The organism is Acidithiobacillus sp. HP-2 (assembly GCF_015100155.1).
Taxonomy (GTDB): domain Bacteria; phylum Pseudomonadota; class Gammaproteobacteria; order Acidithiobacillales; family Acidithiobacillaceae; genus Acidithiobacillus.
Genome location: NZ_JACKZA010000001.1, coordinates 249,180 through 274,543 on the forward strand (window position 1 = coordinate 249,180; position 25,364 = coordinate 274,543).

General features: G+C 51.9%; 23 protein-coding genes and 2 pseudogenes. 14 read left to right on the forward strand and 11 right to left on the reverse strand.

Annotation, left to right across the window (positions count from 1 at the left end):
• Positions 1–43: 43 nt before the first annotated feature.
• From H7F11_RS17155 to H7F11_RS01240, 5 genes and pseudogenes are all read left to right on the forward strand, one after another.
• Positions 44–730: pseudogene (locus H7F11_RS17155) on the forward strand (methyl-accepting chemotaxis protein); the annotation flags it as partial.
• Between the two features lie 78 nt (positions 731–808).
• Positions 809–1,162, forward strand: a complete 354-nt coding sequence (locus tag H7F11_RS17160) for a CZB domain-containing protein (protein ID WP_227485162.1) — start codon at positions 809–811, stop codon at positions 1,160–1,162.
• Between the two features lie 10 nt (positions 1,163–1,172).
• A complete protein-coding gene (locus tag H7F11_RS01230) occupies positions 1,173–2,129 on the forward strand; it encodes a chemotaxis protein (protein ID WP_193650615.1) in 957 nt (318 codons plus the stop codon).
• Between the two features lie 496 nt (positions 2,130–2,625).
• Positions 2,626–3,498: pseudogene (locus tag H7F11_RS17165) on the forward strand (methyl-accepting chemotaxis protein); the annotation flags it as partial.
• Between the two features lie 21 nt (positions 3,499–3,519).
• Complete coding sequence (locus H7F11_RS01240) at positions 3,520–3,816, forward strand: hypothetical protein (RefSeq protein ID WP_193650613.1); 297 nt, start codon at positions 3,520–3,522, stop codon at positions 3,814–3,816.
• 183 nt (positions 3,817–3,999) lie between these two features.
• Here H7F11_RS01240 and rluB read toward each other — a convergent pair whose 3' ends face one another.
• The 7 genes from rluB to H7F11_RS01275 form a co-directional block, all read right to left on the reverse strand.
• Positions 4,000–4,851: a 23S rRNA pseudouridine(2605) synthase RluB gene (gene rluB, locus H7F11_RS01245; protein WP_193650612.1), complete on the reverse strand. Its 852-nt coding sequence runs from the start codon at positions 4,849–4,851 to the stop codon at positions 4,000–4,002.
• Between the two features lie 91 nt (positions 4,852–4,942).
• Entirely contained in the window at positions 4,943–6,250 is a 1,308-nt protein-coding gene (locus tag H7F11_RS01250; RefSeq protein ID WP_193650708.1) for a sulfide:quinone oxidoreductase, read from the reverse strand.
• 148 nt (positions 6,251–6,398) lie between these two features.
• Positions 6,399–6,896 (reverse strand): SMC-Scp complex subunit ScpB, encoded by a 498-nt coding sequence (gene scpB, locus H7F11_RS01255; RefSeq protein WP_193650611.1) that lies wholly within the window; start codon positions 6,894–6,896, stop codon positions 6,399–6,401.
• The gene (locus H7F11_RS01260) at positions 6,889–7,701 is read right to left on the reverse strand and encodes a ScpA family protein (protein ID WP_319803356.1); all 813 of its coding nucleotides are present in this window, start codon (positions 7,699–7,701) and stop codon (positions 6,889–6,891) included. Before H7F11_RS01260 ends, scpB begins: the two co-directional genes overlap by 8 nt.
• 11 nt (positions 7,702–7,712) lie before the next feature.
• Positions 7,713–8,924, reverse strand: a complete 1,212-nt coding sequence (locus tag H7F11_RS01265; RefSeq protein ID WP_193650610.1) for a tryptophan--tRNA ligase — start codon at positions 8,922–8,924, stop codon at positions 7,713–7,715.
• Positions 8,924–9,583: a site-2 protease family protein gene (locus H7F11_RS01270; protein ID WP_193650609.1), complete on the reverse strand. Its 660-nt coding sequence runs from the start codon at positions 9,581–9,583 to the stop codon at positions 8,924–8,926. The genes H7F11_RS01265 and H7F11_RS01270 overlap by 1 nt, the downstream gene beginning before the upstream one ends.
• A gap of 68 nt (positions 9,584–9,651) precedes the next feature.
• The gene (locus H7F11_RS01275) at positions 9,652–10,278 is read right to left on the reverse strand and encodes an L-threonylcarbamoyladenylate synthase (RefSeq protein ID WP_193650608.1); all 627 of its coding nucleotides are present in this window, start codon (positions 10,276–10,278) and stop codon (positions 9,652–9,654) included.
• Positions 10,279–10,294: 16 nt separating this feature from the next.
• On the opposite strand from H7F11_RS01275, the gene H7F11_RS01280 reads away from it, so the two are divergent.
• Together H7F11_RS01280 and H7F11_RS01285 are read left to right on the forward strand one after the other, a co-directional pair.
• Positions 10,295–10,993, forward strand: a complete 699-nt coding sequence (locus H7F11_RS01280) for a 7-cyano-7-deazaguanine synthase (RefSeq protein ID WP_193650607.1) — start codon at positions 10,295–10,297, stop codon at positions 10,991–10,993.
• A gap of 37 nt (positions 10,994–11,030) precedes the next feature.
• Entirely contained in the window at positions 11,031–11,867 is an 837-nt protein-coding gene (locus H7F11_RS01285; protein WP_193650606.1) for a ferritin-like domain-containing protein, read from the forward strand.
• Here H7F11_RS01285 and H7F11_RS01290 read toward each other — a convergent pair.
• Positions 11,864–12,112: a hypothetical protein gene (locus tag H7F11_RS01290; protein WP_075322602.1), complete on the reverse strand. Its 249-nt coding sequence runs from the start codon at positions 12,110–12,112 to the stop codon at positions 11,864–11,866. The genes H7F11_RS01285 and H7F11_RS01290 overlap by 4 nt on opposite strands.
• A gap of 379 nt (positions 12,113–12,491) precedes the next feature.
• On the opposite strand from H7F11_RS01290, the gene H7F11_RS01295 reads away from it, so the two are divergent.
• Positions 12,492–14,858 carry a mechanosensitive ion channel family protein gene (locus H7F11_RS01295; RefSeq protein WP_319803355.1) on the forward strand — a complete coding sequence of 789 codons (2,367 nt, stop codon included), beginning with the start codon at positions 12,492–12,494 and terminating at the stop codon, positions 14,856–14,858.
• Here H7F11_RS01295 and proB read toward each other — a convergent pair.
• The 3 genes from proB to guaB form a co-directional block, all read right to left on the reverse strand.
• Entirely contained in the window at positions 14,852–16,012 is a 1,161-nt protein-coding gene (gene proB / locus H7F11_RS01300) for a glutamate 5-kinase (RefSeq protein ID WP_193650605.1), read from the reverse strand. The two genes, H7F11_RS01295 and proB, sit on opposite strands and share 7 nt — an antisense overlap.
• Before the next feature lie 312 nt (positions 16,013–16,324).
• A complete protein-coding gene (gene guaA / locus H7F11_RS01305; protein WP_193650604.1) occupies positions 16,325–17,869 on the reverse strand; it encodes a glutamine-hydrolyzing GMP synthase in 1,545 nt (514 codons plus the stop codon).
• A gap of 3 nt (positions 17,870–17,872) precedes the next feature.
• Positions 17,873–19,333: an IMP dehydrogenase gene (gene guaB / locus H7F11_RS01310; RefSeq protein WP_010640046.1), complete on the reverse strand. Its 1,461-nt coding sequence runs from the start codon at positions 19,331–19,333 to the stop codon at positions 17,873–17,875.
• Positions 19,334–19,528: 195 nt separating this feature from the next.
• Here guaB and H7F11_RS01315 point away from each other — a divergent pair, with 195 nt between their 5' ends.
• From H7F11_RS01315 to panB, 6 genes are all read left to right on the forward strand, one after another.
• On the forward strand, positions 19,529–20,455 hold the full coding sequence (locus H7F11_RS01315; protein ID WP_193650603.1) for a glycosyltransferase family 2 protein: 927 nt from the start codon (positions 19,529–19,531) through the stop codon (positions 20,453–20,455).
• Positions 20,456–20,632: 177 nt separating this feature from the next.
• Positions 20,633–22,117 carry a polynucleotide adenylyltransferase PcnB gene (gene pcnB / locus H7F11_RS01320; RefSeq protein ID WP_193650602.1) on the forward strand — a complete coding sequence of 495 codons (1,485 nt, stop codon included), beginning with the start codon at positions 20,633–20,635 and terminating at the stop codon, positions 22,115–22,117.
• Between the two features lie 24 nt (positions 22,118–22,141).
• The gene (locus H7F11_RS01325) at positions 22,142–23,446 is read left to right on the forward strand and encodes a CCA tRNA nucleotidyltransferase (RefSeq protein ID WP_193650601.1); all 1,305 of its coding nucleotides are present in this window, start codon (positions 22,142–22,144) and stop codon (positions 23,444–23,446) included.
• Positions 23,404–23,973 (forward strand): 2-amino-4-hydroxy-6-hydroxymethyldihydropteridine diphosphokinase, encoded by a 570-nt coding sequence (gene folK / locus H7F11_RS01330; RefSeq protein WP_193650600.1) that lies wholly within the window; start codon positions 23,404–23,406, stop codon positions 23,971–23,973. The genes H7F11_RS01325 and folK overlap by 43 nt, the downstream gene beginning before the upstream one ends.
• Positions 23,970–24,569: a deoxynucleoside kinase gene (locus H7F11_RS01335; protein ID WP_193650599.1), complete on the forward strand. Its 600-nt coding sequence runs from the start codon at positions 23,970–23,972 to the stop codon at positions 24,567–24,569. Before folK ends, H7F11_RS01335 begins: the two co-directional genes overlap by 4 nt.
• Before the next feature lie 8 nt (positions 24,570–24,577).
• The gene (panB, locus tag H7F11_RS01340) at positions 24,578–25,363 is read left to right on the forward strand and encodes a 3-methyl-2-oxobutanoate hydroxymethyltransferase (protein WP_193650598.1); all 786 of its coding nucleotides are present in this window, start codon (positions 24,578–24,580) and stop codon (positions 25,361–25,363) included.
• Position 25,364: the final 1 nt, after the last annotated feature.

Below are 25,364 nucleotides of genomic sequence, written 5' to 3' on the forward strand. Positions count from 1 at the left end.
GGAAAATGTCATTTTTTACATGAATCCCGCAGCGCTAAGTATCATGAATTTTCATCATCAAAAATTAAATCCTCTATTACGCGGCGCAGATGTGCGCAACGCCCTGCATTACTCCATTCATCAATTTCATAAAGATCCGGAACGGATTCGCAATATCTTTAGGGAGTTAGCTAAGGGAAACATCAAGCAACATCAAGCAGAGCTAAAACTGGGAAAAATTGTTTTTGGGTTAAATTTTACTTTGTTACGCGACACTTCCGGGTCGCCTATTGCCTATCATGCCAGCTGGCAGGACCTGAGCGATCAGCGTCGTGTTGACGAACTATCAACAAGCAGTTCCAGAAATGCCAACGACAACGCGCAAACCCTCTCCCGCACTACGGCCGAAGTGGACGAAGCCATGGAGACCGTCAATAAAAATCTGATTTTGCTGGAAAAAACCAGCGAAGAAAACCATCAGGCCACTGCATCACTCACGGGTCAGGTGGTCGCTATCAGTCGAATTGCCCAGACCATTCGTGAAATAGCCTATCAAACCAATCTTCTGGCACTGAATGCGGCCATTGAAGCCGCTCGTGCCGGAGAGCATGGCCGAGGCTTTGCGGTAGTTGCAGACGAAGTGCGCAATCTCTCCAAACGCGTACAGGAAGCCACTGACGAGGTTCAAAATAACATTTCAAGGATCACTGCAACTGCCCAAAATATTGATACCGTTGCACAGAAAAATCAGCATCAGGCCCAACAATCCATGGATGTTACCCAAAATTTGCGCAAGGAAATAAAAAGCCTTCGCACGCTGGCACTTTTCATGTCTCTGAACGCTGCCCGCCAACACCATGATTTACTTGCCCAAAAGCTGCAGGATGAAGTAATAAACAATAGGCATCTCATGCAGATGGAAGACATTCAGGATTACCTGACCTGTGGCTTGGGAAAGTGGTACGAGGGTTATGGAAAGCAGGTGCTGGGTAATGAAGCAGAATTTGTCGCCCTGGCCGAGCCGCATCGACAATTTCATCAGCGCGCGCGGGAACTGCTGGCTGCTCATCAAGCTGGCGATCAGGAAAGTACTAACAAATTACTGCGGCAGGTCCTGGATATTCGGGATAATATTTTCCAGCATATGGACGCGCTGAGCGCGATCATTCAAAAAACCTATTGAGGATTGGATCATGAATCAGTTACTGCGGGAAGTTGATGAACGCGCCCAGCTTGCGGGCACCAACAAGTTTGAGCTGCTGGTATTCCGTCTCGGCATGGATCCCAAAATCAATAGCCGCGAACTTTTTGGGATCAACGTGTTCAAGGTCCGTGAAGCGCTGGTCATGCCCAAAATCACACCCATGCCCGGTGCCCCTGAACATGTGATGGGCGTCGCCAACATACGCGGACAAATCATTCCCGTCATCAATTTACCGGAGGTGGTCGGCTGTAAAACTGAAGGATTAAACATCTTGCTGGTTACAGAATATGAACGCTCGGTGCAGGGATTTGCCGTTGAAGATGTCGAAGAAATTGTCCGACTGGAGTGGAGTCGCGTACTTTCTGCTGAGGGTGCTGCAGTGGGTGGCTTGGTCACCAGTCTGGCACGGCTGGATGAAGACGAAGAAACTGCACGTCTGGCTCTGGTGCTGGATGTGGAGCACATTCTTCGTCTGGTATTGCCATCGCGTTTCAAGGCTGGAGACGAGCTCGTGCAGCAACATGCCGTAGAAATTCCCAAAGGTGCCGTCATTCTTTATGCCGATGATTCTGGTGTTGCTCGCAACCAGATCGAAAAAACGCTTAAAAGTTTGGGCCTGGCTTTTATAGGGACCAAAACTGGTAAGGAAGCATTAGAACGTTTAAAACAACTGGCGCAAGATGCCAAAACGGCAGGTATCCCACTTCGTGATAAGGTAGCACTGGTTTTGACTGATCTCGAAATGCCCGAAATGGATGGATTTACACTGACCCGCCAGATTAAAGAAAATGAAGCCCTCCGTAATGTACCAGTCGTCATTCATTCATCGCTATCAGGCACTGCCAATGAAGCCCATGCGCGCAGTGTCAACGCTGATGGTTATGTCGCGAAGTTTGTTCCCGACGAATTGGCTCGCGCCATCACGAATGCTATTCGCCTCCACTAAAATCTTACCATGACGAGGCTACGCCATGTCCACTGAAAAACATACCCTGCTTTCCCTGTTTTCCGCCTGTCTGGATGGCGATGCAGAAACGGCACGGTTGATTCGAGATGATCCTGAACTCGGAAAAACCATTACGCCGATATGCGACTGGCAAAAAGCACGCCTCAGGCAAAGCTGTAAAGTTCTGGATCATCAAGTTGCGGCCCTGGAACAAACAGCAGAAAGTCACCTGCTGGGTATGGATTTAGAGCAGGATTTACATACTGCACAGCTGGATAGCCAATCCTTGTATGATCAGGCCGAGGCGGTCATAAAAGCGGTGCGCAGCACGGCTGACAGTATTGGCTCCAACCAGTCGCTAGCGGAAGCGACCTTACGCGATGTCCAGATGGGAAACGAACGTCTTTCCATATTGATTGGAGAAATGGATCTGGTCGAGCAAACTGTCACTGACATGGGGGGAACCGTAGAGGCATTTCTGCAACAAACCCGTACCATTACCACCTTAGCCGGCAAAGTGCAGGAAATTGCCAAGCAAACCAACTTGCTGGCTCTCAATGCCGCTATTGAGGCTGCACGCGCCGGGGAACATGGGCGCGGTTTTGCGGTAGTTGCCGATGAAGTCAAAAAACTGGCGCAAAGTTCTGCTCGTGCTGCTGCTGACATACGTAGTTCTGCAACCACCATCAACAAAGGCGCCATACAAGTTGAAACTGGCGTCAGCGCCAGTGTGGAACATTTGCGTCGTGGTGGAGATGCGCTCGAAACAGTTGCCGAGGTCCTGGGTATGGCCAACCAGTCTGCACAAAAAACCCGTGAAAACATTGAAAACATTGTCAGTGGTGGTGCCCGGGAAGTTGTCGCCGCTGAAAGCATGGGTACACACATGAGTTCCTTGCAGCAGTCGATGGGACAGTTTGCCCGGCAATTCCAGGCTATCCGCCAATGCCTCGATCATGTTCGTGATGAACTCACGCATGCCAGTGAAGCAGCCATGCAGGGTGATCCGGCGCTGGCTACTCGACTAACCGTAGTTAAGGCAGACCATGTTTTATGGGTAGGCCGGATTCTGGAAGCGATTAGCGATAAAGCCAGCCAGATTGATGTCAATAACATTAAAGACCACCACCAATGCCGTTTAGGACAATGGATGGACAGCATGCTGGAAACCCCCATCGCTCAATCTGAAGCCTTTATTGCCGTACAGCAGGTGCACCCGCAAGTACATAAGTTGGGCCTCGCCATGATTAATGCCTTAAAAAAAGGAGATAATGCCGCTGTTCATACTGGTGCCGATCAGCTGAAAAGTCTCAGCACCATGGTGCAACAACAACTGGATAAACTGCGCGACCATGTCATGGGTCACTGAAAAAAATGAGCACGAAATATCATGGCAAAGGACAAGAAAGAACCAATAGCTGATAAGAAATTTAATCCCAAGCGCCGCAGTAGCTCTACTGTCAGCGTAAAAGGTTGGGCGATCACTTGGTTATTGGCCATTATAGCTGCTGAATGGGGACTGCTACCACAACCCTTGGGATTCGGTGGGGGGTTCCCTTTCTGGATACCTGTAATAATGGATGTATTACGTTTTTTTGTTATATGGTTCGCAGCACACATCATCACCCGGATAATTTTTGCTGCTTGGGAAATTATCGGTGAGTATTATCAAGCTTCAACGAAATAGTTTTGCAAAAAAAACCTGTGGCCAACCATGAAATATCCGCATCATAATTTTCTGGATTAATGCGCTGTGCCCGAGAAAATTCCTGAATCTTGTTTTCCGGCCTTGACAAACAAGTCCGCACCTCGCCAACGGGGGTTATGGATTGGGTCATGAGTTCCATCGAATCCATTACAATACTCTCATTCAAAATTTGGATCTGGATGAACGAGATGTGCCTGGATGCCGCTCCGATGATGATTTTTTTGAGTTGTGTGACCTGGAATCTGCCACTCCATGTTCGGCCATCGGCCTTGCCGGATTCACCCAATTGACACTAGCGAGCAGATTATCTCGTTCTTCATCGGGCAACTCATCGAAATAACCATTCTTGAGTAAACGCGGCATTTCCACCACGCCATAGCGCACTCTAATCAAACGGCTGACTGTCAGGCCCAAGGCTTCAAACAGACGGCGCACTTCCCGATTGCGACCTTCAGCAAGAGTGACGTGATACCAGTGATTAGCTCCCTCACCGCCGGCTTCTTCAATTTTGAGAAATCGCGCTTCCCCATCTTCCAGAGCCACACCTTTCAAAAGCTGGTTTTGCTGTTCGTTACTCAAAACACCCAGAATGCGGACGGCATATTCTCTTTCAATGCCCGCACGGGGATGCATCAAGGCATTGGCCAAATCCCCATCATTGGTGAGAAGGAGGAGTCCTTCCGTGTTATAGTCCAAACGGCCAACGGCCACCCAACGACTGCCACGCAACTTGGGCAAGCGATCAAAAACAGTTGGACGACCATCGGGATCATTCCGGGTAGTCAGCTCCCCTGCCGGCTTGTGGTAACGCAGCACCCGCAGTCGCGGGCGAACCCAGGAAGGAATCCGCAAGGCTTCTCCATCTACCGATATTTTGTCCTGCGGTGTAACCCGATCCCCCAGTTTGGCGACCTGCCCATTCACCTGAATACGACCGGCAGTAATCCATTGTTCCATCAGCCTTCTGGATCCCAGACCAAAGCGTGCCAAAACTTTTTGTAATTTTTCATCCATTTTTCAAAAATCTCCGGGCATGCCTCATGGTAGTTTTCAGGATAAAAAACCCCGCGCGAGGCGGGGTCTGATGTTTTGCTGCGGGTGATGCTCAGGAAGCTTTACGATGTGGCGGTACTTCTTCCTTGAGGCGGGTGATGCCCATCATCTTGAACAGCACTTTTTCATAGAAAGGTTCGGAAACACCCATTTTCATCTTGCGAATGAAATACTTTTCAAAGGCCACCTTGGCCAGATGCACCCAGCGACCATAGGCAAATACGTCTACCTTACGGGGACGCAACTGCGGCAGGGCTACGAAAGCTGCGCCACGATCACCCATGTCGGCAAAACAGACGGCATTCCAGGTACCCATGGTCTGCTCACCTTTGCGACCTTCCAGGTCCGCTTTGATATTGTGCACCGCAGCAGAAACCATGGATTCGATCATGTAGCCGGTCTTGGGGGCACCAGTAGGCACCGGTGTGGCTTCCACCGGAGGAATCGCAATGGCAATACCAGCAGCGAAAATGTTGGCGTACTTCTTGCTGCGCTGATGTTCGTCTACCAGCACAAAGCCGCCCGGATTACACAAACCTTCAACACCAGCTACGGCAGGAACACCCTTGAAAGCAGGAATCATCATCCCGAACTTGACTGGCAGGGTAAATTCCTTGGCTACTTCACCCTTGTCATTGACCTGGGTGACAAACATTTTCCCATCTTCCACTTTGGTGATCTTACAATTGGTGTGGGCTTCAATACCTTCTTCCTTGAGTCCCTTGGTCAGGATTCCGGTAGAATCACCGACGCCCTGAATACCCAGATGGCCCAAATACGGTTCGCTGGTCACAAAAGTGAAGGAGGGGATTTTGTCACGCACGCCGCGTTTTTTGAGGTCAGAAGCTACAATCATGGCGTATTCGTAAGCTGGCCCGAAACAACTGGCACCGGCCATGGCACCGATCACAATGGGACCGGGTTCGGCAAGAAGCGCCTGATAGTCCTGATAGGCTTTTTCCGCATGGTCCACCGTACAAATGGACTGAATGGGGCCTTCGTGCGGATCAGACCCCGGCACATTTTCAAAAGCCAGTTTCGGTCCGGTGGCAATCAGCAGATAGTCATAATGCACCTTACTGCCATCAGCCAAGGTAATTTCCTGACCTTCAGCATCAATTTTTTCCGCTGCCTTGGGAATAAAATGAATGCCCTTGCGTTCTACATAAGGTTTGATGGGAAAAGCAATATCATCACGTTTGGTCCAGCCCACGCCTACCCAGGGATTGGATGGTACAAACTGGAAATAATCATTGGCGCTGATGAGCGTCACTTCATGCCCGGAACCCAAGGCCTCCTTCATTTCATAAGCTGCGGGCATGCCACCTGTACCTGCCCCTAAAATCACCACATGTGCCATTGGTCTGCTCCTCGTCACATTTTTGACCACATCTAACCCAATGCGGATGTCGGCATCCTGATTAACCGTCATCAACAAATTCCAGGAAAATATGCGACCATATTATCAAGTCGTCAAATAAGTTTTTTCTACTATTAAAATAATCTTTCTATTTACCGGTGATTGCCACAGGCAAATCTTCCAGGGAAGCCAAAGCAAAATGCTGCATAAATTCAGAAGTAGTCGCCCAAAGTGCTGGTCGACCAGGGCTTTCGCGATGACCCACCACAGCAACCCAGCCAAGTTCCTGTAACTGCTGCATGATACCCGCACTCACCGATACTCCCCGCCAGTATTCAATTTCCGGACGGGTAACAGGCTGTTGGTAAGCAATAACCGCCAGAGTTTCCAGGACGGCTTTGCTTAAAGGGCGGGGAGCTTCTACATGCAAACGGGCTAACAGGGCATGATGGCGATGATGAACCTGCAGGCGGTATCCGCCCGCTACGGCAACCAGCTGCATGGGACCTTCGCCGGTAGCCAGCAGAATTTCCAGTGCCGCTTCCCAGCCCGCATATTCCGGATCGTCGGCGAAAATGCCAGCCAGTCGTTCCCGCGACAGTGGTTCTGCACTGGACAAAAACAAAGCCAGCAAGGCCTCACGCATGCTGCGGAGCCTCCATACCCGCAATACGTACCTGCCAGCCACCTGCGCTATCTTCAAGCAGTTGCAAGGCCTCCTGGCGCAACAACTCCAAAATGGCCAGCAAGGATATAGACAAGGCCTGCCGGCTCAACTCCGGCAACAACTCAAGCAGTTGCCAGGGACGATGGTCCCGACGGCAGCAGAGCAGCACTTCCACCATGCGCTGCCGCAAACCCATGGCCGGGTTGAAAAGCTGATGGACAGGTTGATCGCGTCGTTCAGGGCGCTGCTGTATGCGCAACCAGGCCGCAGCTATATCACCCAGTTCGAGCAGAGGCGGAGACGGGGACAATGCCGCATAGGGGACCGGATTGACCGACCAGAAATCCCGCCCTGACTGCGGCAGGGATTGGAGGATTTCTGACTGGCTTTGTACCAGCGCCAAGGCTTCAAGACGGCGCACCAGCTCCAGTCGCGGGTCCATTTCCTCGTCTTCACAGACGGGCGGCACCGGAAGCAGCATTCTCGCCTTGATTTCCGCCAACCAGGCTGCCATCAGCAGATATTCTGCGGCCAGCTCCAGATTCCGCCGCCGGGCTTCCTGCAGGTACTGCAAATACTGACGGGTAACTTCCGCCACCGGAATATCGCGAATATCCATACGGTTACGGCGGATCAGCCAGAGCAGCAACTCAAGGGGTCCGGAAAAGCTGTCCAGGAGCAACTCCAGGGCATCGGGAGGTATGAATAAACCCTCGGGCAAGATGTCCAGGGGCTGGCCATTGACCCGTAGGGTCTGCCCCATGCCAGCATTTACCACAGTCACACGAACATCACTCAGTCATTACCCTGTTCGTGAGCCAGGCCCATGGCGGAGCGCACTTTTTCCATAGTCTGCCCGGCCCTGTTGCGGGCACGTTGCGCACCGGCATGGGCAATTTCCCGCAATTGCACCGGACGCGCTGCCCAATATTCGGCTCGTTCGCGAATAGGTGCCAGCTCCGCGAGCACCGCTTCAATCACGGGCTGTTTGCAATCGAGACAGCCAATACCGGCACTGGTGCAGCCCTGACGCACCCAGTTTTGAGTCTCTTCACTGGAATACACCTGATGAAAACCCCATACCGGACATTTTTCCGGAGTACCCGGATCAGTCCGCATGACGCGCGCCGGATCAGTAGGCATGGTACGGATTTTCTTGCGAATCAGTTCCGGATCTTCCTGTAAGGGAATGGTGTTCCCATAGGATTTACTCATTTTTTGACCATCCAGGCCCGGCAATTTAGAAGCAGCAGTCAGTAATGCCTGGGGTTCCCGAAGAATTTCACGCCCCTTCCCTTCCAGATGCGCTAATAGCTGCGCCTGCATCAGTGGACTCAGTCCTGCCTGTTGCCGGAGAAATTCAGCCGCTTCAGTGATGGCCAACAAATCCCCATTTTGTTGAAAACGCTGTTGCAACTGGGCAAAAGTTTTGGCAGCACGCTTGCCCAGGGCCTGCAACCCTCTTTCAATCTGCTGCCGGGTTTCCGCATCACGGCCATAAAAGCTGTTGAAACGTCGAGCCAGCTCCCGGCTGATTTCCAGATGTGCCACCTGATCGGCTCCTACGGGCACCTGTTGGGCCTCGTACAACAGAATGTCCGCCGTCATCAGCAGCGGATACCCGAGGAAACCGAAGGTCGCCAGATCCCGTTCCCGCAGTTTTTCCTGCTGGTCCTTGAAAGTCGGCACGCGCTCCAGCCACGACAAAGGCGTCAGCATCCCCAGCAGCAGGGCCAATTCGGCATGTTGGGGGACATGCGACTGAATAAACAGAACCGCTTTATCCGGATCAATTCCCACCGCCAACCATTCAACCAGCATATCCCACACGGCGCTACTGATACCTTCAACACTTTCATAATGGGTAGTCAGGGCATGCCAGTCTGCCACAAAAAAATAGCACTCGCCCTGATCCTGCAAGCGTACCCAGTTTTTCAGTACGCCATGATAATGACCAATATGCAAACGCCCGGTCGGGCGCATTCCAGAGACAATAATTTCTTTCATTATCCAGCACCTACTGCCAGGAAAAAATGATAAACCCATAAAAACAATGGGCCAAGTGCGTTCCACAAAATGCCGGTAAAAAGCAGCACAATGAGAATAATAAACCCATAAGGTTCAACCCGGCTGAGGGCGATGCTGGCAGAAGCCGGCAACAAGCCTACGGCAACCCGGCCGCCGTCCAGTGGCGGAATCGGTATCAGGTTGAAAATGATCAGGATGACATTGATGATAATGCCCGCCTCGCCCATCAACTGCATGGGTGTAGCCACATACGCCAGAGCGCCGGGAAGATGCCCCCCCAACCACAGCACGGCCGTCCAGAAAATGGCCATCAGCAGATTGGCTGCGGGTCCGGCGATAGCTACCCAGACCATGTCGGTTTTCGGCTTTTTCAGGCCACTAAAATTGACCGGCACCGGTTTGGCATAACCAAACAGAAAGGGGGAGTGAAACAGCAACAAAATACCCGGCAGGATAATCGTTCCAAAAGGATCAATATGTTTCACCGGATTCAGGGTCAGGCGTCCCATGAGCATCGCCGTGGGGTCACCCCGCTTCCAGGCCACCCAGCCGTGGGCGACCTCGTGCACGGTAATGGCAAACAGCACCGGAATAGCCCAGATCGCCAGGGTACGAACAAAATGTGTGATATCAAACATGGTCGCGAGTATATCAGCAGGAACTACCGGCCACCTAATGCAGCCCGTTTGCGGAACCGTTGCCAGGATTATTCCAACCCCAGAGCAGCCGGATCTCCCGCCCCCTTGCGCAGCAGTTGCGGAGGCCATTTCAACAAATCAATGATGGTCGAGCACTGAGCCCGCCCCTGTTCGGCGAGGATCACCTTATCCACCTGATTTTCGAGCAGCGTGCAAATTTCTTCCGGATCAGTCAGCGGAATATCGGCTTCAGGCAATTGCAGAGTCGAACACATCAAGGGTTCACCCAACTCTGCCAGGAGCATTTCACAAATGGGATGAGCTGGAATTCGCACCCCAATACTCCGCTTTTTGGGATCCGCCAGACGCCGTGGAACGTCTTTGGTGGCTGGCAAAATAAAAGTATAAGGTCCAGGCAAGGCTTTACGCAGCAAAGCAAAAGCGCGGTCATCCAACTTGGCATATTCTGCGAGTTGGGCAATTCCCGGAAACAGGAGGGAAAGATCATGCTGCAAATCCAGTTGACGGATACGCCGCAATCGTTCCTGGGCGGCGCGGGCGCCAACCATGCAACCCAAGGCATAACAGGTGTCTGTCGGGAAAACAATTAACCCGCCAGCCCGTAACACATCCAGTACAGGCTCCAGCAGGCGCCATTGAGGATTGACCGGATGCACACTGACGCATGAACTCATGTTATCTTCAATCTCCATGAACACTCATACCGAAACCGCAGCGATCATACGCCAGCCCGACCCAATGTCGCCAGACCCGATGTCTCTGGACGTGGCCCGGCCCAAAACCGCAAATTGCCTGCTGCTGATGAGCGGCGGCGTAGAAAGCAGCACGCTGTTATTTCAGCTTGCCCAAACTGAGTGCCCCCAACCGGTTTTTCTGGACTATGCGCAACGCGCTGCCCAACAGGAGTGGGAAGCCGTGCAAAGGCTGAGTGAAAATCAGCAAGTCCAAGCACAACGCTATGATCTGTCCGCTTTTGGAAATGCCGTTGGAGCATTGCGCGCTGAGCGGTACCATGTCCCGCTGCCCCATCGTAATTTTTTCGCTATTGCTGCCATTGCGACGATTGCCAGCAATTTGAATATTCAACGCATTGTGATAGGTCTCAGCGCTGATGATGCGCAGGTAGATACCTGCTCACGTCCCGCTTTTCAGAATGCCATCACAAACACCCTGGGCACTTTGAATTTGCAACTGGAAACGCCTCTGATTCAACTCAGTAAGGCTAGCATCATACTTGAGGGGAATCGTTTGCACGTTCCCTGGAAAAAAACCTATAGTTGCCTTCTGGGGCGCGAAAAACACTGTGGTTTTTGTCCCCAGTGCAAGAAAAGACGGGAAGCTTTTGCACAGGCTGGCGCCAAGGACCAGGATCTGGGCTATAATCCTTGACCCGATTTCATCCACCCCAAAGGAGACGGCTCAATCCATGCCCGTTGCCATCCCCACTATGAGAAAGCATCCAACCTGGACTCTGGCAGATATACCCTATGCAACCATAGAAAAAACCAGAATAGTTGATCAGACAGACTGGTTTTATCTGCTGGCAGGAGCCTCCTTTGTGGAAACGCTTTCTGACCTCTATGCCCGCAATCTGGTAGAATACTTTCAGGAGAATGCTGCGGCTACTGCATGGCTCAGCAAAGAATGGGAGCAGGAAGAAGTTCAGCATGGATTGGCCCTGAAGGCCTATGTCCTGCAGATCTGGCCAGACTTCGACTGGGAGCGCGCCTATAAAGGCTTTGCGCAAGCTTACATGCCCTACTGCCAGACAGATTTGCTGGGTCCTAGCCAGGCGCTGGAAATGGCGTCTCGCTGCGTCGTAGAGACAGGTACCGCCAGTTTTTACACCATGATTCAGTCCGCCAGCCCGGAACCGGTTCTCCGTTTACTGGCTGGTCGCATTCGTGCTGACGAAGTCCACCACTACAAATACTTTTATAAATTCTTTCAGACCTATCAGCAGCAGGAAAAAAATTCACGCTGGCGCATTGGCCGGGAACTCTGGAAAAGAGTATCGGAAGTCGATCAGGAAGATAGCTATTTAGCCATCAAAAATGCTTTTGAAGTAAAAAATCCGGGGCAAACTTTTTCAGGTAAGGACTTTGCGGCATTCCGGGAACGGATGGGAGACTGGGTCAGCCGCCACTACCCCTTTGAAATGGCCATTAAAATGCTGCTAAAACCGGTATCACTACCACCCACAATACAAAAAATGGCACTGCCCCTGTTGAAACGCAGTGCCCGTAAGGCCTTGGTCAGTTAGAGAGACCAGGTGCGAACCTTTAACTTGTCCGGATGCAACTGAAGCCAGCCAGCGGATTCAAGATGCGCTGCGGTTTTACCCATAACGCGTACTGCCTGATATTCACCGTGAACAATAGGGTGAGGCAAAGATCCTTGCGCCAGTTGGTTATGTAAAGGGGTGACGGCATGCACAAAGCTCCCCAAGGCCATAAAAGGCGTGGCAAGCAGCAGCACAAAAATCATATTGCTGAGTGACTTTTTCATGAGTGGTCCTTTTTCGAATCAGGTAGAATGACACATATCAAGCAAACTATGTGCCAACTCTTGAAAAAAGCCTCATCCCTTCATCAAAAAACGTTGTTAAATCAGTTTTCTGCAGGTGGTTACGTCATCTTTCTGAATAGGAGCGAAATCCTGACAAAATGATTAGCTTAGCTCGGTATACCCCTCAATCCTGCCCAGTCTGTCTCCTTAACCCGACAAGCAGACGCGCCTCTTCGTTCACAGGCCGGTTTTATGGTCTAACCAGGCTGCGGTCAATTGGCTACAGCCTGAGGATTAGGTCTTTAATGCCATTTTATGCTATATTCATACATCCTGATATTGTGTGACTATCATCATGCTGCCCTAAAGAGGAGTTATTGTGACTGAATTAAAATCTTCTTTTTCGATATGGCACGGCTCACACTTTAAAAACAATTATCTGTACATCATTATCATTCAGTTTTTTATATTTCTAACATTGGTATTATCTTTTTCTGCTGATGCATCTACCAGTACAAAAATTGATCAGGACAGCAAAATTCTGCAGAAAATACATGCACAATTAGAACAACCTGTTGATATGCAGCAGCTTCTTAATTGGCATAAAAGCACCAGCATCATCAAAGACAATGCACAAAAGTGCATTAGCAACAAGAATAATCAGCTTAAACAGACTGATAACGGCTTGGGAATTCTGGGGCCTGCGGTCACCGGTGAACCTGAAAACCTTACGGCATTAAGAACAAAACTACTCCATCGACAAAAAGATCTGCAGGGAGAAATTGCTACTTGCAAAGTTATTGCCGTAGCCAGCACTGACCTGGAACAGGAAATTGAGAAAAAGCGTGACAATCTGCACGCGCAAATACTATTACGTAAGGATCAAAATATATGGGCACAGATCAATACTTTTTCGGCTGTAGGTTCAAGCACATGGACACAGGAGAAAAATTACTGGTTTCATCACAATCACCGCTTCATTTTTGCCCAGAAAAATCTTCAGGTATCCATAGCCATTGGTCTATTTGTTTTTTTACTACTGCTGGTTGTACGCAAATCACTTCCTGAGAGTACAAAGCTAGGAACGCACCTATCGGCAGCGCAAAAAAGTCTCTATCATTACTTGCCCATTGTCGTCGGTGTTTCCGCAGCGGCACTAGCAGCACACTTTATGGGGGTCCTTTCTCCATTTGTGGATATTGTGCTGATAACCTGTGGTGGCTATGCCTTGCTGGCGATTCTGGTCACCTGGGCATTACGTCCCAGTGGAGTCGTTTTTCATCATTTCGCCTGGGGCCCGAAAACCTTACGTTCCACATTGCGTACCCTGCGTTTTGTTGCTTTTTTAGCCGCCTTTGCAGTGAGCTGGATTATCACCGCTCCACAGGATTTTCTGAACCCACAACAACAGGCTTTTTTATGGTCTGTTTATCATCTTCTAGTCATCAGCGCGGTATTCCGGCTGGTCATGGAAGCCGGGGGTAAAAGGCCCTTTAAAGCTTATCCTTTTTTGCGGATTGTTATACTGATTGCGCTGCTGGCAACAGCTCTGTTTACGTTACTGGGTTATCGCAATCTAACCAACTATCTGTTTTTTGGCCTGCTGATGTCTTTGTTAGCACTGGGTATTGGCCTGTTTATTTCCTGGGGGCTCAGTGATTTCTGGAATTACACTGCGCGTAAAGATGGTCGCTGGCAACATGTGCTGAAGCAACGTCTGGGACTCAAGGATGATCAAGCACTACCTTGGCTTGGCTGGTTCAGTGCACTGAGTCATATTGCCGTCTGGATGGGGATTGGCGCGTTCATTCTTTACGCCTGGGGGCTCACTCATACCGGCTTCTCGTTAATCTGGAAGTACTTCATTACCGGGTTTAGCGTTGGCACCTTTCATCTTCAACCTTTCCGCTGGATTATTGCCATTGGACTGCTGATCCTGCTGATTAATATCAATACATTTGTACAACGGTATCTTTCTGATAATTCCCGTATTATTGGTCATATGGAAAGCGGTGCACGTCATTCCATTCTGTCTATTGTACGTTATACAGGTTTTATTATTGCCATACTTATTGCCCTTTCAACAGCCGGTGTAGCCCTCCATAATCTCGCCATTATTGCGGGCGCACTGTCAGTGGGCATTGGTTTTGGATTACAAAATATCGTCAACAACTTTGTCTCAGGATTAATCCTGTTACTCGAACGTCCGATTCGGGTGGGTGACTGGATTCAGGTCGGCAGCACCCAAGGTTACGTAGAAAAAATGAGTATTCGTTACACGCTGATCCTCACTTTTGACCGTACCGAGGTATTCGTGCCAAATTCCGAACTCATATCTGGCCAGGTAACCAACTGGATGTATACCAACAGCGTGCTGCGCCTGATGATTCCATTTAATGTTGCCCATAGCGCGGATATTGAACTGGTCAAAGAATTGTTGGTCAAGGAAGGACAAAATCATCCGGATGTTCTGCAGGATGACCCGCGTGGAATTCCTCCGACAGCTTTGTTGCTGGATGTCAGTGAAAATGCCCTGCAGTTTTACTTGCGTGTTTATCTTGATGACTGCAACAAGAGTTTTAACGTCCAAACTGATTTGCGGGCATCGGTCGTGGAGAGCTTGTTACGTCATGATATTCGTCTGGCCCACCAGCAACAGGACGTGCACCTCATTCCCAGTCAAATTCTTCCCGTAGATAAGACTACCGGGACCATTCATGATCCACTGGTCCCAGGGAATCAGTGAATTAATAAATTATCACGATGAATCATGACCCCTTCTGCCACATCGGGATCATCTGCAATTTCCGCACTTTTTTTACCCAGACAGCGTTGCACCACGTTAGCGTCCCAATTGACCAGGCCTCGGGCAAACACATTACCATCGGGATCCTTGCAAAGTACCAGATCACCGCGATGGAAATTACCTTCCAGCGCCGTTACCCCAACCGGTAACAAACTCCCGCCATCCTGCTTTAACGCATGGACCGCGCCAGCATCCAGGTGCAGAGTCCCTCTTGCCCGCAAATGCCCGGCCAGCCATCGTTTACGCGCATCCAGTTTGGGAAGTCGGGCATGAATGAAAGTACCCAGAGCTTCGCCATCGCGAATGCGCAGTAACACATTGTCGCAGCGACCATTAGCAATAATGGTGGATGTGCCGGAACGGGCAGCACGAGTTGCTGCACGCACCTTGGCGAGCATACCGCCGGTGCCGACACCCGAACCGCCACTACCAGCAATCCGTTCCAGCATGGCGGCACCAGCATTAACTTCTGCAAGTAGTTGCGCGTTCGGATTGCTGCGCGGGTCCGCATTAAACACTCCATCCTGATCCGTCAGAATGACCAGCAAATCCGCATCCAGCAAATTGCTGACCACAGCGGCAAGCGTATCATTATCACCAAGATTGATGGCATTGTAAGAAACCGTGTCATTTTCGTTGATGATTGGCAACACATTCATTTCGAGTAAGGTCAACAAGGCAGAACGGGCATTCAGATAGCGGCGACGACTGCGCAGATCATCGTGTGTCAATAAAACCTGACCACAATGAATGGGCATTTCATTGGGGTCATCGCACTCTCGAAGAAGCTTTTCATAAGTATGAATCAAAGCAGATTGACCAACACTAGCGGCCGCCTGACGTTCCTTAAGATTCGCTGGTCGGTGCGACCAACCTAAACGCTGCACTCCGGCACTGACTGACCCTGATGAAACCAGAATGATTTCAATGCCGGAACGGCGAAGTGCAATAATTTGTCGGACCCAGCCGCCTATGGACTTTCGATCGAGGCCTCTTCCCTCATCCGTGAGAAGGCTGCTGCCTATTTTTACAACCCAACGTTGTGCTTTCGTTTGCAATAAATTCCGCGACTTATCCGGTGATTTATTTCTCATGTCCGCCTAAATTTCATCAAATATCTTTTAATTATAACATATTATTATAAAAAAATAAACATAATATGGCAATTGCAAGCTATCCACATAATTAATCCATTATTTAATCGACTATACTAATAATCCAGTCCAATATGGATGAATTATTTTTTTACCAGGAATTGAAATGCCCACTCCAGCAGCTTGAAATGACGCAGTATCGCGCGATGCCATAATAAAGCCCAGCGATAAGGCAATTGTCACGATATATCCGTCTATACCAGATAACCCCAAGAAAGCCTGCATGAATGCAGGCTGGGAAATATTTTCAGATCACTCCCACTCAATGGTGGCCGGTGGCTTGGAAGAAATATCGTAAACCACCCGATTGATACCCGATACTTCATTGATGATTCGGGTGGAAATGCGGCCCAGAACTGCGTAGGGCAAATGCGCCCAGTCCGCCGTCATCCCGTCGGACGACTCTACCGCACGCAGGGCAATGGTTTCATCATAAGTGCGGGCATCGCCCATGACCCCCACACTCCTCACGGGCAGCAAGACGGCAAAGGCCTGCCAAAGCTGATCATATAATCCAGCCTCGCGAACTTCTTCCATGACAATGCGATCCGCACGCCGCAGTATCTCCAGGCGTGACGCATCAATGGCTCCCAGACAACGAATCGCCAGACCCGGACCCGGAAAGGGTTGCCGACGAATGACTTCTTCGGGCATACCCAATTCCCGACCCAGCTCCCGGACTTCATCCTTGAATAATTCCCGGAGAGGTTCCACCAGCTGCAGATGCATGCGTTCCGGCAACCCGCCCACATTATGATGGGATTTGATGGTGGCACTGGGCCCCTTGAATGAAACCGACTCAATGACATCGGGATATAAGGTGCCCTGCGCCAGAAAATCGGCACCTTCGACCTTTTTGGCCTCTTCCTCAAAAATCTCAATGAACAAATTGCCAATAGCCTTGCGTTTTTTTTCGGGGTCCGTAACCTGATCCAACACATCCAGAAAACGTTGCCGGGCATCTATGACCTGTAATGGAATCTGAAAATAATTGCGAAAAACCGTCTGGACCTTTTCGGATTCACCGAAACGCAACAAGCCATTATCCACAAAAATACAGGTCAACTGATCGCCTATGGCGCGATGAATCAAAACCGCCGCCACCGCCGAATCCACGCCTCCAGACAGGGCCGCAATGACCTTACCCTTGCCGACCTGAGCGCGAATGGTGGCTACGGCACTGTCCACGTAGGAATGCATGGTCCATTGACCGTGACAACCGCAAACACCACGCACAAAGGCCGTGAGCATTTCTGCCCCACGCGGCGTATGGACTACTTCAAGATGAAATTGCACCCCATAAAAATGGCGAACCGGATCGCCAATAGCCGCTAAAGGCGAATTGGCACTACTGGCCAGAATCCGAAATCCGTCTGGCATTTTTTCAATGCGATCACCATGACTCATCCAGACTTCTTCCGTGGCTTCCGCGCTTTTAAAAGACAACAAAGGCCCCAAAGCTTCCTGAATCTGCAGCTGGGCGCGCCCATATTCCCGATGTTCGGCTTTGGCGACTGCGCCACCCAGCACATGAGCCATCAATTGCAGACCATAACAGATACCAAGAATCGGCAGACCCAGCGCAAATATACCCGGATCCACCATGGGGGCATCCTGATCGTGAACAGAGGCAGGCCCTCCAGACAAAATAATGCCCTGGGGTTCCCAATTCTGTATATCCGTCAGCGACATATGATGCGGATGTATTTCGCAATAAACATGCGTTTCACGCACCCGCCGGGCGATCAACTGGGTGAACTGGGAACCGAAATCGAGAATCAGAATGCGTTCTTGCATGGGTCACTCCACCCGGTAGTTAGGGGCTTCTTTGGTAATATTGACGTCGTGAACATGACTTTCACGGACGCCAGCCTGGGTGATCTTGATGAAACGGGCGCGATTGCGTAGGGCGGTCAAGTCTTCGGCACCCAGGTAGCCCATGCTGGAACGTAATCCACCCAGCAATTGATGAATCACCTGTCCAGCCGGTCCCTTGTAGGGAACCCGACCCTCCACACCCTCTGGAACCAGCTTGGGCGCTTCCGGGCTGGCATCCTGAAAATACCGGTCAGCCGACCCCTGTTGCATAGCGCCTAAAGAACCCATCCCGCGATAAGCTTTATAAGAGCGGCCCTGATAAAGTTCGATTTCTCCGGGCGCTTCATCCGTACCCGCCAGCAAACCACCGACCATCACCGAGTGGGCTCCGGCGGCCAGCGCCTTGGCAAAATCCCCCGAAAAACGGATGCCACCATCGGCAATCAGGGGTACACCGGTATTGGCCAGAGCATCTGCCACGTTACTGATAGCCGTCACCTGCGGAACACCGACACCGGCCACAATCCGGGTGGTGCAAATAGAGCCCGGCCCGATACCGACCTTCACCCCGTCTGCGCCCGCTTCCACCAGCGCCAGCGCCGCTTCACCGGTGGCAATATTGCCGCCAATGACATCCACGTCCGGGTAACGTTCCTTGATCCAGCGCACCCGATCCAGTACGCCCTGGCTGTGACCATGAGCCGTATCCACAATGATGACATCAACCCCGGCCTCAGCCAGTGCCTGCACCCGGGCATCGGTGCCCTCCCCCACACCCACGGCCGCGCCAACCAGCAGACGCCCTTGGGCATCACGACAAGCCAGGGGATGCTCAGTGGCCTTACGAATATCTTTGACCGTAATCAGACCGCGTAACTCAAAGTCCTCATTAACGACCAGAATTTTTTCAATCCGATGCTGATGCAATAGCGCCTTGGTTGCATCCAGACTGGTACCTTCCGGTACAGTAACCAACCTGTCCCTGGGTGTCATCACACTACTTACGGGCGCATCCATGCGCGTTTCAAAACGCAGATCACGGTGGGTCACAATACCTTCCAGACGCTCTCCATCCACCACCGGCACACCGGAAATGCCATGCAGAGCCATAATCTGCAGCACCTCACGGATGCTGACGTTGGCACGCGTAGTGATGGGATCCTTGATGACTCCGGCCTCAAATTTTTTGACCCGTCGCACCAAAGCCGCCTGCTGATCCGGTGACATGTTTTTATGGACGATACCAATACCACCTTCCTGCGCCAGCCCGATGGCCATGGCTGCCTCCGTCACCGTATCCATGGCAGCCGACAACAAGGGAATATTGAGGCGGATGCGTCGACTCAACTGTGTTGAAATCTGGACGTTGCGGGGGAGTACTGCAGAGTGGGCAGGTACGAGCAGGACATCATCAAAGGTCAGAGCTTCGCCGATCAGTTGCATAATGGATCACCTATAACAAGAAAGGGGCCGGGTGTGCGCATCCCAGCCCCGTGATAAAAGGCATCCCGAACTATAGCCAATGAGAAGCCATTTTTCCAGTATGTAGAATTGATTCGGAATTGACCGAAGCGGTCTGAGCCTGCTAACTTTCGCAACTAACGTCGCAGGCTGCCCATATCATAACGAAAACATGCAATGACCGTTTCCATCATCGTTCCCTGCCATAATGAATCGGGCAACCTGAAAATCCTTCATGAGCGGGTGAGTGGCATTATGGATGCCTGCGGGGAACCTTGGGAAATGGTCTGTGTCAACGATGGCAGCACCGATGACACCCTCCTCCAGCTGATCGCCCTGCACCAGCACGACCCTCGGATTCAGGTCATAGATTTGTCCCGCAACTTTGGGAAAGAAGCCGCTTTAACTGCTGGTCTGGACGCTGCCCAGGGCGATGCCGCCATTCCCCTGGATGCAGACCTGCAGGACCCTCCAGAGCTCATCCCTGAACTGATTGCCCAATGGCACGATGGTTATGATGTGGTCAACGCCGTACGCCTCTCCCGAGAGGGGGAGTCCTGGCTCAAACGCGCTTCAGCCCACTTTTTTTACCGGGTGATCAACCGGATGAGCGCCGTAGATATTCCCGCTGACACGGGTGACTTCCGGCTTTTGTCGCGTCCGGTACTGGATGCCTTGCAAAGCCTTCCAGAACGCCGTCGTTTCATGAAAGGGCTATTCGCCTGGGTAGGTTTTCGCAGTACCAACATTTACTACCACCGTGCACCACGACATAGCGGCAAAACCACCTGGAATTACTGGAAACTCTGGAATTTTGCCGTCGAAGGCATTACCTCATTCAGTCAGGTACCCCTACAATTAGCGGCTTATCTGGGTTTTATCGTCTCCGGTCTGGCTTTCCTTTATGCTTTGTGGCTGATTATCAGCACCCTCGTTTATGGAAACCCTGTCAAGGGATATCCTTCCATGATGGTCACCCTGCTGTTTTTAGGCGGAGTGCAATTGATGGCGCTTGGTGTAATAGGTGAATATCTGGGAAGGATTTACGAGGAAAGCAAGCATCGCCCTATTTATCTGATACGAAAAAAGTGGAATAAATTATGATCACACAATTCACGCAATTATAATAACATATACTTGTTGATTTTTTTCATTTTTAATACTGTTTTTCTGCATCTATTGATATTGTTTATGTCTTAACATCACCCCACGCTGCTTTTCCCCAACTTTTCAGGTACACTATCGCCGGGAACGACAGACCACCCTCGCTAGGGATCAGCCTTGGTATCTTTAAAATTTTTTATAACCAGCCAGTTAAACATTGCAGAGGCAAGTACGGATAGCTCTGCCGATGCGCCGACCCCGCTCCCCGTGCAGATTCCTGGCGCGCAGGTAACACCGCGAGCAGAACATAATATCTCCCGGAGGGATATTAGCGACGGCGCCTTGCAGGTACTGAATGGCTTGCATCGGGCGGGTTTTCAGGCCTACATGGTCGGTGGGGGGGTGCGTGATCTCCTTCTGGGTCGCGAACCCAAGGATTTTGATGTGGCCACGGACGCGCATCCGGAGCAGGTGCGCAAACTGTTTCGGCGCAATGCCCGCCTGATTGGGCGGCGCTTTATTCTGGTGCATGTTCAGTTTGGTAGTGAAATCATTGAAGTGGCGACATTCCGGGGCGGCGCTGATGGCAAAAAGAAGGATGCCAGTGAGCGCAGTGAAAGTGGACGGATTCTGGCCGACAATGTTTACGGGTCGCTGGAAGAAGATGCCCGGCGCCGGGATTTCACGGCCAATGCCTTGTATTACAACATTGCTGATCGCGGCATTCTGGATTTCTCCACAGGCATGGAAGATTTGCAGGCTGGCCTTTTACGTATTATTGGGGATCCCGAACAACGCTATCGCGAAGATCCGGTACGCATGTTGCGGGCAGTGCGCTTTGCCGCAAAACTGGGGTTCACACTCGACGAAGCCGCCCGTGCGCCCATCAGCACCTGTCGGGACTGCTTGCAGGAAGTGCCCTCTGCGCGACTTTTTGAGGAAACCCTCAAGCTGTTTTTGAATGGCAACGCCCGTTCCAGCTTTGAATTACTCCGCCAACATGGTCTGTTCGCTGCTTTATTTCCACAAGTCGACGCCCTCCTCGATACGGACAACGCCGAACCTGCCCGGATTTTATTACAGGGCGCCCTGGAAGGGACCGATCAGCGGGTTCACGATGGCAAATCCGTCACGCCGGCCTTCTTGTTTGCAGCCCTGTTCTGGCCGGTATTGCAACAACAAAGTCAGGTACTGGAGCAGCAAGGAAAACCTGCAGCCATTGCCTTGCAGCAGGCGGCCAGCGATATTCTCCAGGATTGCATGGGCCGGGTAGCTGTACCACGGCGCTTTTCCCTGCCCATGCGCGAAATCTGGGATCTCCAGGCGCGTTTTTTGCGCAGAGGCGGAAGACGTCCCCATGCGCTACTCGCCCATCCCCGCTTCCGTGCGGCCTTTGACTTCTTATTACTACGGATTCAAGCCGGAGAGATCGCTGCCGAATTAGGAAACTGGTGGGAACAATTTCAGACTGCCGATCACGAAGGTCGCCGCATCCTGATCGAAGCCGCCCGCTTAGAGGAAAACGGACAGGAAACGGCTCTCGGTCCGCTGCCCGCGACCCGCAGTCGCCGTCCCAAACGACGGCGTCGCCGTCATCCCCGTTCTGATTCTGTGGCTGCAAAAAATACAGCAGACACTGAAGAAGTGACAGACAACGACTGACGAGGTCGTACGTCTATCCGCCCCATGGAAGCAGACTCCGCAAATCTCCTCCCCTTGCTGGAAAAGCAGTGGGGAGCTGCAAGGCTGGACCATCTGCGGCAAATTGGCCGTATTGCCCAACAACTGGGCACCCCTGCCTATCTGGTTGGTGGTGCGGTCCGTGACCTGTTTTTAAAGCGCTATGCGTCCGATCTGGATGTGGCCGTAGAAGGAGATACGCGCATGCTGGCGGAAGCCTGCAAAGCGCAGATTCATGGCGCGCACTATCAGTTTCATGCCCAGTTCGGCACGGCTATTCTGGAAGACAGCCAGGGAGTTGCTCTGGATCTTGCCCAGTGCCGACTGGAGCATTACCCCGCCCCGGCTGCCCTGCCGGAAGTTCACCCCGGAAATATTCATGCCGACCTGGCGCGCCGGGACTTCACCGTCAATGCCATGGCTATCCGGCTGGATCCCCAACAGTTCGGAATCCTGCTTGATCCTTATGATGGACAGGCTGATTTACAGGCCGGTTTACTCAGAACCCTGCATTCCCGCTCGTTTCTGGATGATCCTACCCGCATATTGCGGGGATTACGCTTTGCAACACGTTTTCAGATGGATTTGGCCCCGGAATGTCATCAGCAACTCAAACAAGCCCTGCAAGCAGACATTTTTACCCAACTGAGTGGCGCACGATTGTGGCGGGAACTTCGCTACCTGTTGGAACTGGAAGCACTACCCAGTGCATTATCCCAGCTGACTGCGTGGAAACTCTGGTTTTTGCTGCGCCCAACACCACCCGCAATCAACACCATGCAGACTTTGCTGCAGCGCGGTCAGGAACAAATTCAGCGGCTGCGCGCACAGTTTCCTGATGAGCCGCTGGCCATTTTTATCCCCATGCTGACCCTCATCTGGCATGATGTACCCCTACCCGATCTTCAACACTATCTCGACCGGTGGCCGGTTCCAGACCGGGGTCGACTGCTGGCGGATCTCCAGGTCTTGCCCGGCTTGCCGGACACCCTGCTTAAGGCAAATCGTCCCAGTCAAAAGGCAAACATCTGGCAAGGTGTCTCGGTCGCGGGCATACTGGCGGCTATGGCGGTATATGCTGACAATACAACACTGGTGGACAGCGCCCGTCTTTACTTGCAGGTACAGAGACGTCTCCCGTCGCCATTCAACGGACAGGAACTGCAAACGCTGGGGCTAAAGGCCGGACCGTCTCTGGGAAAAACATTGAAATCATTGCGGGAAGCCCAACTGGATGGCGAAATCTCGAACAAGGAAAATGCGCAACAATGGTTGATCAAACAGGGCATTCTGCCTCCGAACCCGCTGTAATTGCCTGGATCAGTATTGGCAGCAATCTTGCTCAGCCCGTGCAACAGGTGCAGAAGGCCATCCAGGCTTTGGCAGAATTGCCGGATTCAAAGCTGCTATGGTGTTCGCATCTCTATCGCACGGAGCCAGTAGGCGGCGTCGAACAACCGGCGTTCATCAATGCGGTTGCCCGTTTGCAAACCCATTTGCCGGCCCAGGCCCTGATGCAGGCCCTGCAAAATCTGGAAGCCCTGGCGGGCCGACAACGCAGTGCCGAAGTGTTCTGGGGTCCACGCATTCTCGATCTGGATTTATTGAGTCATGGCAATCTGATTTCCCATGACCCTGGCCTGCGCGTACCGCATCCGCGCATGAGCGAGAGAGCCTTCGTCCTGATTCCACTCGCGGAGTTTGATCCTGCGCTGAACTTGCCAGGATGTGGATGTATTGCCGACTATCTGCCCGCCGTTGCTGACCAGTCTGTCACGCGCCTGCCCGAAGCAGCCATACCCAAGGAAACTTTACGCCCGCACCGAGCCAGCGCGTGAATCATTCGCGCATCATCAGCATTGAGGGACCCATAGGGGCCGGTAAAACGAGCTTGGCCCGTCTTCTCGCAGATCATTTTCAAGGCGAATTGATTCTTGAAAAGCCTGAAGAAAACCCCTTCCTGCCCGGCTTTTATCGGCAACCCGGCGGCGCACTGGCCACTGAGCTGCAGTTTTTACTTCAGCGCCAGACTCAGTGGCAGACTGCAGCGCTGACCAATGCCTATATCATCAGTGACTACAGCGCCCGCAAAGACGAAATATTTACGCCCCTGACACTCAATGCGGCTGAATTCCAGTTATTTCAGCAAATCAAAATGCAACTGCATTATCAAGCCACGCCCGCCGCTTTGCTGATTTTTCTGGATGCCCCCCTCGCCACACTCAAAGAGCGTATCCTGTCCCGGGCCAGAGCCTATGAACAAAATCTGGATACAGCTTATTTGGCCAAAGTCCAACAGGCATATCTGCACTGGCGCAGCAACTACACCGCGCCGTGCCTGGAAATCAATACCGCAGAACTGGATTTTGTCCATGAAGAGCGGCACAATGATAACTTGATTAAAATGGTCAAGTATCACCTGCAAGACATTTGAGGAGCACAATGCACAAGAAAATTTCCCGCTGGGTTAAAGACAAACAACAGGGCATCAAACGGGCGCTGGTAACCGCCTACGATTACCCCACGGCGCGTTTTGCAGGGGCAGCTGGCATGCACGGTGTTCTGGTCGGAGACTCTCTGGGGATGGTCGTCTGTGGGAATCATGACACGCTCAACGTCACGCTGGAGCAGATGTGCTACCACACCCGCATGGTGCGCCGTGGCGCTGGCGGATGCCTGGTATTTGCCGATCTCCCCTTTGGTACTTATGAGAAAAGCCCGGAACAGGCCTGGGAGTCGGCGGGTGAATTACTGCGTGCCGGGGCCGATGTCATCAAACTGGAAGGCGGTGCGGAAATGGCAGCGACGGTAGCTTTCTGTGCAGAACGCGGCATCAATATTTGTGCGCATATTGGCCTGACACCCCAGCGCGTTCGCCAGTGGGGCAGTTTCCAGCGCCAGGGAAACACCGATGCCGAGGCTCAGCGTCTGCATCATGAAGCCGCAGCACTCAGCACAGCCGGGGCGCGGTTTGTGGTTATGGAAGCCGTCCCCGATCAGGTCGCTGCCAAAATCAGCAGAGCCATTGATGCCGTCACCATTGGCATTGGTGCGGGGCCTGACACCGACGCTCAGGTGCTGGTAGCCCATGATGTATTGGGTTTGGAGGCAGAAAGTCCACCCTTCGCACGCCGCTATCTGGAAGCTGGAAACCTGCAGCAGAAAGCCTTCGCCCAATATGTTCAGGACGTGGTCAGCGGCAATTTTCCGCCCCGACGCCCACACTGAC